General features: G+C 26.8%; 14 protein-coding genes and 1 pseudogene. All 15 read right to left on the bottom strand.

What is annotated here, in order from left to right; all coding sequences use genetic code 11:
- Nucleotides 1-231: 231 nt before the first annotated feature.
- The 15 genes and pseudogenes from ACWPW7_RS13155 to ACWPW7_RS13085 all read right to left on the bottom strand — a co-directional run bounded on the left by ACWPW7_RS13155 (nt 232) and on the right by ACWPW7_RS13085 (nt 12004).
- On the bottom strand, nt 232-1536 hold the full coding sequence (locus tag ACWPW7_RS13155) for a pyrimidine-nucleoside phosphorylase (protein WP_454053867.1): 1305 nt from the start codon (nt 1534-1536) through the stop codon (nt 232-234).
- A gap of 64 nt (nt 1537-1600) precedes the next feature.
- Nucleotides 1601-2419, bottom strand: a complete 819-nt coding sequence (locus tag ACWPW7_RS13150; protein ID WP_454053866.1) for a purine-nucleoside phosphorylase — start codon at nt 2417-2419, stop codon at nt 1601-1603.
- 70 nt (nt 2420-2489) lie between these two features.
- On the bottom strand, nt 2490-3305 hold the full coding sequence (locus tag ACWPW7_RS13145; RefSeq protein WP_039630252.1) for a purine-nucleoside phosphorylase: 816 nt from the start codon (nt 3303-3305) through the stop codon (nt 2490-2492).
- Between the two features lie 11 nt (nt 3306-3316).
- Entirely contained in the window at nt 3317-4492 is a 1176-nt protein-coding gene (locus tag ACWPW7_RS13140) for a phosphopentomutase (protein ID WP_454053865.1), read from the bottom strand.
- Nucleotides 4493-4525: 33 nt separating this feature from the next.
- The gene (gene xerD / locus ACWPW7_RS13135; RefSeq protein WP_291562151.1) at nt 4526-5404 is read right to left on the bottom strand and encodes a site-specific tyrosine recombinase XerD; all 879 of its coding nucleotides are present in this window, start codon (nt 5402-5404) and stop codon (nt 4526-4528) included.
- Between the two features lie 260 nt (nt 5405-5664).
- Nucleotides 5665-6288, bottom strand: coding sequence for a stage II sporulation protein M (spoIIM, locus tag ACWPW7_RS13130; protein WP_454053864.1), 624 nt, complete (start codon nt 6286-6288; stop codon nt 5665-5667).
- Nucleotides 6289-6362: 74 nt separating this feature from the next.
- Complete coding sequence (locus tag ACWPW7_RS13125) at nt 6363-6881, bottom strand: NUDIX hydrolase (RefSeq protein ID WP_454053863.1); 519 nt, start codon at nt 6879-6881, stop codon at nt 6363-6365.
- 261 nt (nt 6882-7142) lie between these two features.
- Nucleotides 7143-7337, bottom strand: a complete 195-nt coding sequence (locus tag ACWPW7_RS13120; protein WP_454053862.1) for a hypothetical protein — start codon at nt 7335-7337, stop codon at nt 7143-7145.
- Between the two features lie 70 nt (nt 7338-7407).
- Nucleotides 7408-7590, bottom strand: coding sequence for a hypothetical protein (locus tag ACWPW7_RS13115; protein WP_454053861.1), 183 nt, complete (start codon nt 7588-7590; stop codon nt 7408-7410).
- Between the two features lie 521 nt (nt 7591-8111).
- A pseudogene (locus ACWPW7_RS13110) lies at nt 8112-8234 on the bottom strand (sporulation initiation factor Spo0A C-terminal domain-containing protein); the annotation flags it as partial.
- Between the two features lie 457 nt (nt 8235-8691).
- The gene (locus ACWPW7_RS13105; protein WP_454053860.1) at nt 8692-8943 is read right to left on the bottom strand and encodes a hypothetical protein; all 252 of its coding nucleotides are present in this window, start codon (nt 8941-8943) and stop codon (nt 8692-8694) included.
- Between the two features lie 279 nt (nt 8944-9222).
- On the bottom strand, nt 9223-9990 hold the full coding sequence (locus ACWPW7_RS13100; RefSeq protein ID WP_454053859.1) for a hypothetical protein: 768 nt from the start codon (nt 9988-9990) through the stop codon (nt 9223-9225).
- Nucleotides 9991-10676: 686 nt separating this feature from the next.
- Nucleotides 10677-11420 carry an N-acetylmuramoyl-L-alanine amidase gene (locus ACWPW7_RS13095; RefSeq protein ID WP_454053858.1) on the bottom strand — a complete coding sequence of 248 codons (744 nt, stop codon included), beginning with the start codon at nt 11418-11420 and terminating at the stop codon, nt 10677-10679.
- A gap of 13 nt (nt 11421-11433) precedes the next feature.
- Nucleotides 11434-11655, bottom strand: coding sequence for a BhlA/UviB family holin-like peptide (locus tag ACWPW7_RS13090; RefSeq protein WP_291562131.1), 222 nt, complete (start codon nt 11653-11655; stop codon nt 11434-11436).
- Nucleotides 11656-11809: 154 nt separating this feature from the next.
- The gene (locus ACWPW7_RS13085) at nt 11810-12004 is read right to left on the bottom strand and encodes a hypothetical protein (RefSeq protein ID WP_454053857.1); all 195 of its coding nucleotides are present in this window, start codon (nt 12002-12004) and stop codon (nt 11810-11812) included.
- Nucleotides 12005-12330: the final 326 nt, after the last annotated feature.

Raw genomic sequence — 12330 nt, 5'->3', positions numbered from 1 at the left:
AAAATACTATACAGAGTTAATATATTTTGTGAAAATTTACATTGATTAAAATTGTTATCTATGTACTGTAAAAATTATCAATTTAATTACTATGTGTATTTAATAAATATACTTCTCTTTGTTAAATCTCTAATATAGCCTTAAATTACATAATAAATTTTCACCTTTTATTTTATCTAAGCTTATTTTTATAAAAATAAAGCTTTCTGCACAACACAGAAAGCTTTTTATCTATTTTATTACATCATATATTAATGGTATATTATCTTCATAATTTGGAGATATAACATAATTACTAATCACTCCAGCTTTAGCTCTTTCTATATTACTTTCATCATTGGAATGAATATATGCTAAAACTTCATTTTCTTCAACTTTATCTCCTCTTTTTTTATTTAAAACAATTCCTACAGCTAAATCTATTATTGACTCTTTAGTTGCTCTGCCTGCACCAAGTTCCATAGCAACTATTCCTAATTTTTCAGCATGTATTTTTTCAATAACTCCAGCTTTAGGACTTAAAACTGGTATTACATATTTTGCTTTAGGAAGTTTTGAAACATGATCAATTACAGATTCATCTCCACCTTGAGCTTTAACAAATTCCTTAAATTTTTCTAAAGCTTTACCATTTTTTATTACTTCCTTAAGCATTTCTCTTGCTTCATTTTCATCTTTAGCTTTTTCTGCTAAAACTACCATATGGCTCCCTAATGTTAAGCATAATTCTTCTAAATCTTTAGGACCATTGCCTTTAAGTGTATTTATGGCTTCTTCAACCTCTAATGCATTTCCTATTGCTAAACCTAGTGGTTGATCCATATCTGATAATACTGCTATAGTATTTCTATTAACAGACCTTCCTATTTTAACCATCTCAGTTCCTAATTCACGGGCATTTTCTACTGTTTTCATAAAGGCACCTTCTCCAACCTTTACATCTAAAACAATACACTCTGCTCCAGAAGCTATTTTTTTGCTCATTATACTAGATGCAATTAACGAAACATTGTCTACTGTAGCAGTAACGTCTCTTAGTGCATATAATTTCTTATCTGCTGGTGCTAAATCAGCAGTTTGACCACCTACAGCAATTTTAATGTTATTAACATTATTTATAAATTGTTCTTCACTCATAGCCACTGAAAAGTTTTTGAAAGTCTCAAGTTTATCTATTGTACCACCAGTATGACCTAGACCTCTTCCTGACATTTTAGCTACTGGAATATCAAGTGCTGCAACCATAGGTGCAAGTATTAATGTAGTTGTATCTCCTACTCCACCAGTACTATGTTTATCAACCTTAATTCCTCTTATAGGACTCAAATCTATAATATCTCCTGAATTAACCATAGCCATAGTTAAATCAGCAGTTTCTCTTGCATTCATTTTTTGAAAATATATTGCCATAAGCATAGCTGACATTTGATAATCTGGTATTATTCCCTTAGTATAGTTTTCTACTATAAAATTTATTTCTTCAGTACTTAACTCTTCATTATTTCTCTTTTTTAATATTAAATCGTACATTCTCATAGTATATTATTTCTATCGTGCACAATAAAAGTTTATGCCAATAAAAATATTCCACCTCCTTAAGTTACATATTCTTTATTATTTCCTTTACTAAGGATATAAATTTGCTCATTGCTCTATTTGCTGTTTCAACTACCTTTGAATGATCTAATGGTTCCAAATCCTCTGCTATTGCCATGTCAGTAATGCAAGATATTCCTAAAACTTTCATAGCCATATGATTAGCCACAATAACTTCTGGTACTGTTGACATTCCTACTGCATCTCCGCCCACTTTTCTTAGCATCCTGAGCTCGTATGGTGTTTCATAAGTAGGACCTGTTACAGGGCAATATATTCCTTCCTGCAACTTTATATTTAATGTATTTGCTGCATTCTTAGCAATACTTCTTAATTCTTTATCATAAGCATTAGACATGTCTGGGAATCTTGGTCCTAGTTCTTTATAGTTTTTACCTATTAGTGGATTATCCCCCATCATATTAATATGATCATTAATAAGCATTAAGTCCCCAGCCTCAAATTCTGGATTCATACCTCCGGCAGCATTAGTAATAATTATCTTATCAATTCCTAAAGACTTTATTACTCTTACTGGGAAAGTTACAGTCTCCATAGAATATCCTTCATAATAATGAAATCTACCATTCATTGCAAGAATACGTTTTCCCATTAAATCCCCAATTATCATTTCCCCTGCATGTCCTTTTACAGTAGACTCAGGAAATCCTGGAATATCTTTATATTTAATTATAGTAGTATTAGTTATGTCCTTTACTATTCCACCTAGACCACTTCCAAGTACTATAGCTAAGTCAATTTTCCTATTTTCTTTATTTAAAATATATTCTCTAGCCCCATTAATTTTTTCTAATAATTCCATATTTCCCTCCAAAGTTTTTTAGTTAAGCATTTCCTTTAATGTTTAAAAGGAAGTGCTTAACTAATATAAATTACATTCTTGCTACTATTTCTTTTACTAATTTAATAAATTGTGACTTTACTTTAGTGGAAGTTTCTATTACTTCATTATGATTTAATGGCTGATCTAATATTCCTGCTGCCATGTTTGTTATGCATGAGATTCCTAAAGTTTTTATTCCACAATGTCTAGCTGCAATAACTTCTGGAACTGTTGACATTCCTACTGCATCTGCACCTAAAATTCTAGCCATTCTCACTTCTGATGGAGTTTCATAAGTTGGGCCTGAGAACATCATGTATACGCCTTCTTGTAACTTTAAGTTTAGGTCACTACTAACTTCATGTGCTAGCTTAATATAATCTTTTGAGTATGCTTCGGACATATCTGGAAATCTTGGTCCAATCTTATCATCATTTTTTCCAATTAACGGACTATTTCCACAGAAATTAATATGATCATTAATAAGCATTAAATCTCCTGGTACAAATGAAGTATTTACTCCACCAGCAGCATTTGTAACTATTAATGATTCAACTCCTAAATTTTTCATTATGTATATAGGTAATGCTAAAGTGCTTATATCATATCCTTCATAATAATGAAATCTACCTTGCATCATTATAACATTTTTACCATTAAGTTTTCCAACCACAAATTGTCCTGCATGGCCTTGTACTGTAGATACTGGTAAATTAGGTACTTCAGAGTATTTTATTACAGTTCTTTCCTCTACCGTATCCGCCATATCTCCAAGTCCTGAACCTAATATTACTCCAATTTCAGGCTGAAAATTTAATTTACTTTTAATGTAGTCCACACTTTCCATAACTATTTTAATATCCATATTAATTCCTCCTAATTCACTAATAAATCTTTAAAGCTTTCACCTTTAAGCTGATTTTCTATATTTAATAAATCAAGTACAGTTTTTCCTATATCACAAAAACTTTTTCTTGTACCTAAATTTACATTTTGCTTTATTTGTCTGCCATAAACTAATACTGGTATATATTCTCTTGAATGGTCTGTACCCTCAGTAGTAGGATCACATCCATGGTCAGCTGTTATTATAAGCACATCATCTTCGCCTAAGCTTGCTAGTATTTCTGGTAATCTATTATCAAACTCCATTAATGCCTCAGCATAACCTTCTACATCATTTCTATGACCGTATTTCATATCAAAATCAACTAGATTTGTGAATATTAACCCACAATCCTCAGTTTTCATATAATCTATAGTTTTATCTACACCGTCCATATTATCTTTTATATGAACTGAATGTGTAACACCTCTTTTATTAAATATATCCTCTATTTTACCTACAGCCATTACACTTTTGTTATTTTCTTTAATATAGTCTAGAATGGTTTTATCAAATGGGTCTAATGCATAATCGTGTCTATTAGAAGTTCTTTTAAATTCGCCTTTTTTATTTCCTAAAAATGGTCTTGCTATAACTCTTCCCACCATTTTATCATCTACAAGCATTTCTCTTGCAATTTTACACATATTATAAAGCTCTTGTAATGGAATTATTTCTTCATGTGCTGCAATTTGAAACACACTATCTGCTGAAGTATAAACTATAGGGTATCCTGTTTGAATATGCTCTTCTCCAAGTTCCTCAATAATTGCTGTACCTGAAGCAACTTTATTTCCTAACACTTTTCTTCCAATTCTACTTTCAAATTCTTCTATAATATCTTTAGGAAAGCCTTTAGGGTAAGTTTTCAATGGTTTTTCTAATACAACACCGCTTAATTCCCAATGCCCTGTAATTGTATCTTTACCTTTAGAAAGTTCTATGCATCTACCGTAAACACCTTCCACATTATTACAAGTTTTTATATTCTTTATTTCATCTATATGTCCTAATCCTAATTTCTCCATGTTAGGTAATGAAAATTTATTTATAGATTTGGCTATATTACCTAAGGTATTGCTTCCTTCATCACCATATTCCTTTGCATCAGGAAGTTCTCCTATACCAACACTATCTAGTACTATAAGTACAACTTTTTTTGTCATCTAATCCTAACTCCTTTCAGTTTATCAATATTACTATGCTCTAGGATGAGATTTTCTATAAATCTCTTCAATCTTATTTTTTCTAGAAATAAATGAGTAAATTTGGGTAGCACTCATATTATTATGACCTAATAACTCCTGAACAGATTTAATATCTGCGCCATTTTGTAATAAATGAACTGCAAAGGAATGTCTCAAAGTATAAGAATTCATATATTTATTTATATTTGCTTCTTTAGAGTAATATTTAATTATCTTCCAAAAACCTTGTCTACTCATCTTATTACCTTTAATATTTAAAAATAGTAAATCAAAGTTATATTTATTAAATTGATCACGTACTTCTAAATATTCGCTAAGATATTTACATGCTGTTCTGCCTAAAGGAATTATTCGTTCATCTCCATCTTTGCTCCTAATCTTAATATAAAGAAGTTTTAAATTTATATCATAGATTGTTAAACTTAATAATTCACTTACTTTTATCCCAGTAGCATACATAACCTCTAACATAGCTTTATCTCTTATACCTTTAGCTGTAGATAAATCTGGTTGTAATAAAAACTTATCTACTTCTTCTACTGTTAGAATTTTAGGTATTTCTTTTTTATTTTTAGGAAGTTCATAGGCTAAAGTTGGGTCTTCATCTACTATTTTATTTATAAGTAAGTATTTATAAAAATTTCTTATTGAAATAATATTACGAATAACTGAAGTATTAGCTTTACCTTCCTTTTGTAACTTTTGTGCATAAAGAATGATTACATCAGTAGCTATAGTATTTAGCTCTTCATCTCTACTCTTTAAAAAATCAATGAAATTGGTTAAATCTCTTTTATATGCATCAATTGTATTATAAGATAAATTTTTAAACTGTAAATGCTCAATATATTTTTTTAATAATTCATTCATATAAAACTCCATAAAATCTAAAAATTTATAAAAAGTTTAAAGATATGAATGTAATTATATAACAGCTCACGTTGTTTATCAATAGATTTACAAACTAAAATACTATTTTCGTATATTGTTGTTCCTTTAGTTATCAAATGAAGTGTATAATCTAATATATTTGGTAATATTATCCCCATAAAAATTATGATGATTAAAGTTCTAAGGTACAATATCAGAAAATCCCTTAATTCTTTATTCATAAAATGATACCTCTATATTTATAACATTAACTTAATTAGAAAAGGACTTATAAAAGTTTCAAAAAGTATGCCTATGAAAGTAATTAATCCACAAAATAGAAGAGTGATTGAATACTCTAAAGTATTTGATTTTAAATCTATATTCTTATAGTAAACTTTGTTCTTAATTTTAGAAAAAGAATATTTAATTCCTAAAACTGATGCGAAGATAATACATGGAACATAAATAAAATTTTGTGGAAGAACTCCGAAAAAGGATAATAAAGCTCCTTTATTACTTAATTTTGATATAAAAAAGCTAAAAGTAAAACCTATTGTAAATCCTTTAAAAATATTTAGTATCAATATTATTGGAATACCTATAGCTGTTAATCCTAAACCCCAATACGCAAAGATGATAAATATATTATTTTTCACACCTTGAAAGAATATTGATTTATAGCTTGTACTTTTTATTGAATAACTATCAGATATTACTGTTATATAATTTACAATTGAATCTTTTTCTACAGTTGTTAGCTTTTTAACTCCATATATACCTAGAACAATACCTATACAAAGACAAAGTATTGCAATAAAATATAAGATTAAATCTTCATCTAATTGTCTATTAATTCCTTCTGATAAAGTTCTTAAAGACATTCTAACTCCTCCTTAACTACATAAAGTTAATTAATATTTATGTATTAAGATAAAGTTATATGCCATTAAAATAATTATAAGAAGCTTAATGCAGCGATAGTCTTACCGTCAATTATTTCTCCATTCTTAATCATCTCTTTTATTTTTTCTATTTTATATTCATGGAGATTTATAAACTCATCTTCATCTCCACCTATATTTCCTTCATATAGATTTATGGCTTTAAATATGTGAATATACTCATCACTAAAGCCTGGTGTAGTTGCTATTTTCCCTAAATATTCCAATTTTTTTGACTTATATCCTGTTTCTTCTTCTAATTCTCTAATAGCACATAATTCTGGATTTTCTCCAATTTCTAATTTACCCGCTGGTATTTCTAATATTGACATATTTAATGGTTTTCTAAATTGTTCTACTAATATTAAAGTATCTTTATCTTTAAAAGCTAGTATAGCCACTGCTCCAGGATGTTCTATAATTTCTCTTTTACTAGTCTTACCATTGGGAAGTTCTACATCTTCTATTTTCAAATTTAAGATTTTTCCTTTATATATATATTCTTTATTAATGGTTTTCTCATAAAGCTTCATAAAATACCTCCTAAAAAGTTCAAACCTATGTAATATTTAATGATATACATAGGCTAATAAATAAATTTATTTCTAGTTCAAACTTACTATATTTAAATTACTGAATATATCTTTAAAGTCTCTTTATTAATTAGCCTAAAAATTCCAGTTTATTGACTTTATTATATAATACTTTCTCCAAAAAAATCAATGACAAATAAAAAATATCTAAATTAAATTAAATATTTTTTAAAACAGGACTTCAAGCAAGAAACAAAATAATTATTTATCTTGATTAGATAGTTTATTGCTAATTTCATTACTTATTTTAGTCATTTCTTTTGTATTTTTAATCATGTCCTTAAGTATAGATTTCATTGTAAACTTATTAGCCTCTCTAATGGATATTTCAAACTCTTTATATAATTCATCTTTCTCATTTAAAAGTTTAAGAAAATTATCATATTCTTCTTGCAATTCTTTTGATGACTTTAAATTTTCATATTTCTTTATATTTTCTTCTTCTCTTATTAAATTATCTAACTCATCAGCAATTTTTTTTTATTATAGAAGAAGTTAAACTAGAGATTTTTTCAAAATAATCAATGATATTTAGTTCTAGTTTATTATTTTCTATACTAAGATTTTCATATTGTTCTTTAAATTCTTTTGAATTGCAACCAACTAATGTTATACATAAAAAAATAATACAGTTACCAATAATAGCCATATTTTTCCTTCCAATTTCTTTCATTAAAAACTGTTTTTATATATAAAATCCCTTCTGCTAATTACTGTTAGTTAATTATTGTATAATTGCAATATTCTATAAAAATAGATTTGATCCTCTTAATTTTTATAATATAAGACAATGTTTTATTTCCACAGTTTTAAACTCCTATAAAATACCTATGCTTATTAAATTAACTCTATATTCTTATATCTAAGGTATTTTTATTTTAATAGTCAATTCTTTTTGTATAATTTAAAAATTTTATATAATTATGAATAATTGTTACAGAATTTTTAAAAGATCTTTTCTAGAACATTTTTAAGTGTAAATTATATCCTTTAATCTAGGCAAAAAAAGAAAACCTCTTATTAATTGAAGTCTCTAATCAATCAATAAGAGGTTTTCCCAAAATATATCCTTTTAATCAACTTAATAAAAAATATAAGTTGATGTATAGCCATAACATTTTTATATATACAATTTTTCTAATTTTAGTAATGTCGACCTTTTATATTATATTATCCCACCCTATTTTTTAGTCTTAACTTATCTGCAACCATTGCAATAAATTCTGAATTTGTAGGTTTACCTTTATCATTATGAATGGTATATCCGAATAATTTATTTATGGTATCTACTTGAGTAATACCAACGGTTTGGTAACTTTAAACCTTTATATTATTTGTAAATTTCTAAAAACACATACCAATAAATTTTTCATTCATTTATAGGACTATTTTAAATTACTTTATACGCATATTATACGTCTATTATTTAAAAGAATCAAACATTATTTAAAAAATCCCTACATATTATATATAGCTTTATTCGACACTTTATTTTATAGTATCCACATTGATGGATAAAGAATATTTGTATTTTAGCACTAAAATCATATTCATATATACTAATAAAATATAAATCTACTTCCTGCGATTGCAGGAACAATACTCTTCTAACGAAAACAGTACGTATTAATATATTTAAAATAAAAAAAGGATTACTAGATACAATTTCTAATAACCCTTTTATAGCTTTAATATATTATTTTCTATCTATATATAAACACTAAAAAGTTAATCTTCATTTTATCCCTATCTAGTCTCTTTCTTTAAAACTAGCAGCAGATGTTATTTTTACTTTTATAAAACCATAATTTTTAACTAAATAATCCGCAACTTCAACATCATATCTACATCCATTATTTAAAGCTGTTTCAACTAGCTTCCATAGCTCTTCTTCATTATATTCTATATTACTGGCTACAGTAGTGTAATCATAAGTATCATATTCTTCATCATTATTATCGTCCTCTGCAAGTAAATATGAATTTATATAATAGAAATACATATTGGATTCCCCCTATTAAAGTTTAATTATACCATTTATTATTTTACATTATTAAACAAATAATTTCAATTCTTTAAGTCAATACAATTTAAACTTTTTAGCAAATAAAAAAGAAACTGTAATCTATTTACACAAGGTTATAGTTTTAAAATATATAGTTTAATTCGTGAAGTCACCCTTGTTACTATTAGGGTGATTCTTTAGTTTTATAAGAATTATTCTATTAAATAATAGAAGCAAAACATTTTAGTTTTGCTCCATATTATTTATATAATTAAATTAATAAAAAACTTTATTGTATATATATTCTGATGTAGTTTTATTATTTATACAAGTTATTTCTATTGCATTTGAACTCCATTGAGAAACACCTTTCAAAGTTCCATAAGGACTCTTACAACTAGTTATACGAACCTTTTGTCCTCTGGATGTGTAACTAATAATTTGATCCCCTACTGATTTATTTGCGAGAGCAGAAAACATAGTTGCTGCCGAATAGATTGCCCCAACGTAAAATTTAGCTGCACCAAGTGCAATACTAAGACATCCGTTAGCAATTATTGACATAGTACTTCCAGATACTAGATTATAAGCAAACTTTGCTCCAGTATTAGAGTCTAAATAATAAGTATCAGTTTGTTGACTATATCCAGTTGTGTTTAATCTTCTTTGCACAAATGCATTAGTTTTTCCAGAAGGAAGTATTTCCAATGCTTGAGGTCCTGAACCGTCATAACCAGGATCGATTACATAATTAGGCATTCCATCGTTTAAATTATCATTTGAATTATCGTTTAAAATTAATTCGTCTATTTCTTCATTGGGCGTAAAAAAATATTTGGTACCTTCGATAATTATACTATTATCAGAATCCAAATCACCAATAGTAACTTCTTCACCACCTACATACATAATAACAGTTTCATCCGGTAAATCATCAAATAAAATAGGTGAATCTTTAGTGTCTGCGTAAGCGATTGAAGAAGTTACAGACATAGTTAAAATAATACTTAGAATAGCAGATATTTTTCTTAAATACTTTTTCATAATTCTCCCCCTTTTTAATAACTAAACTATTCACTTAATCATTATAACTTTTATTTATAAAAAAGTAAATATATAGAATATAAATGTAAGTTTATGTTATAATGTAATTATACTAGTTGGAGGTGAGTTTATGAAACTCAGTTGTGAAAAATGTAATAAAGTTTTTAAGTACAAAAACTTTTAAATGCAGTAATCTCTAGTGAGAAATTAACATGCCAAAATTGTGGTGCTACATACAAAATTAAGACTCAATATAGAATATTAATTGCTTTCTTAATATCATTACCAATATTTTTTGTGCCTTTTTTAGGTTCACAGTCCACATATTTCTTTTTATTTTTAGCTTATATATTATATATTATATTTATAGCATTATTAAGCCCTATATTTGTAAAATTAAAAGAGAAATAAGGATATAACAACATTTATTTTTCTAAATCACCCTACTAACAACAAGGGTGATTTCTTAATTTTTGTATAAAGGGTTTTATCTTAATAGAATTAGTAGCAATAATTATTTATTATTACTAGCTATATTAAATATTATTTTAGTTTTATTGAATTTTTCCATATCCTTGCTTCAATAATATTTATTCCTTTATTATATATTTATAATATCGTAACTTTGCTTTCATAAACTAAAAAAAGATAGCTCCTAACCTAAACAAGTCAAGAGCTACCTTTCTCTACAATATATCTATATAATCACCATGTACATATCCACCATGTACACCGTAATAAATATGTATCCAATCTTCTTCTTTTATGTATAATTTGACTTTTTCTCCATGCTTTAAAACACCTAATATTTTACTATTAGTGGATTTACCTTCCCTTACATTTAAACCATCCTTTGCAGTTACTATGCCAGTTTTTCCATCTAAAGAATACCAATTACTATTATCATCATTAGATATAACTTTACCTATAATTCCCTCTACAATTGCATTAGCCATTTTTTCTGCATCATATTTATTCATATCTTCTTTACTATCACAAAAACAACATTCTATTAACATTGCTTTAGCTTTTGTATTTCTTATTACATATAAATTACTACCATCTTTGATTCCTCTATTTACATAACCAAGCCCTACTAAATTATTCAATACTCTAGCAGCTTCTGTCAATTGTTCTCCGCTCCATGTAAATACTTCTGTTCCATGTGCCTGTCCGTTAAAACAATTAAAATGTATGCTAACGAATAAATCCACATTGTTGTTATTGGCTTGATTTACTCTATAACTTAAACTTTCTTCTAAACTATTAGAATTATCTATAGTACAATTTATAACATTATGACCTAATGCTTTTAATTTACTTATAACTTTATTTCCTACTTCTCTAGTTAATACAGATTCTGCTTTTATTCCTGCTGCTCCATAATCAGCACCACTAAGAGTATGTCCGCAATCTATAGCAATTTTCAAGTTTATCACATCCTTAATTGATTTTATTTTTTATATCTTGTACGTCTTTTTTTACATCCTCAATAACATTTAATTTTGTTGCTAAATCTTGTATAATTGATTGGTTTTTATCTATAGTAGCATTTAATCTATTTTCTCTTTCTTGTGTAGTTTTAAGAACATAAATTAATAAGAATACAAATAATGCGTATCCTAACCCTTGACTAATTGCTACTTTTACTATTTCTTGTTCCATATTCTCACCTCTTGTTTTAGTTTACTTTAAATTGAATAATCATAATTATGATTATGTAATCTAATTTAAGTTCTTATCGTAAAAATAGGCAAAATAAAAAGACCTTATGGTCCATTATCTTGCCTTTAAAACATTTATTTAGTTTTATGTCGTATTATATTATTCCTAATTGTTTATTTACTTCTTTATTTGTTCTGTTTGAAGCTTCTAATATTTTTCTATAAAGTAAATTACCAGTGTATCCTTGCTTTAAATATTTATTTTCATAATACTCAAATGGTAAATTAGAATTATTAATATCTAAATATGCTGCTAACTTTCTATCTTCCATTAATTTTCTAGCTTGCATTCTATATTTGTTTCTTAATAAATGAGCCTCTATAGCTTGCTCTTTTATTGCTAATGATTTATCTATTTTATTAACAATGTTTTTATCATGGTAAATATACCATTCTCTTACTTTTAGATTACTTAGTTTCCCAATTAAATTTTCATATTCTTCAAAATTAATATCTGTTCTAACCTCTTAAACCCTTCTTTACTAATATTTGCATCATTTATACAGTATAGACGATATATGAAAATTTGTCAATCTAAAATCAAAAATGTAATTTTTATACATACTACCAACAATCTCTTTAGCTATTGTACCATCCATTATGATGAACTTTCGCA

Source organism: Clostridium sp. Marseille-Q7071 (assembly GCF_965112025.1).
Note: the sequence above shows the minus strand (reverse complement) of the source record. Positions and strands in the feature narration are given on the sequence as shown.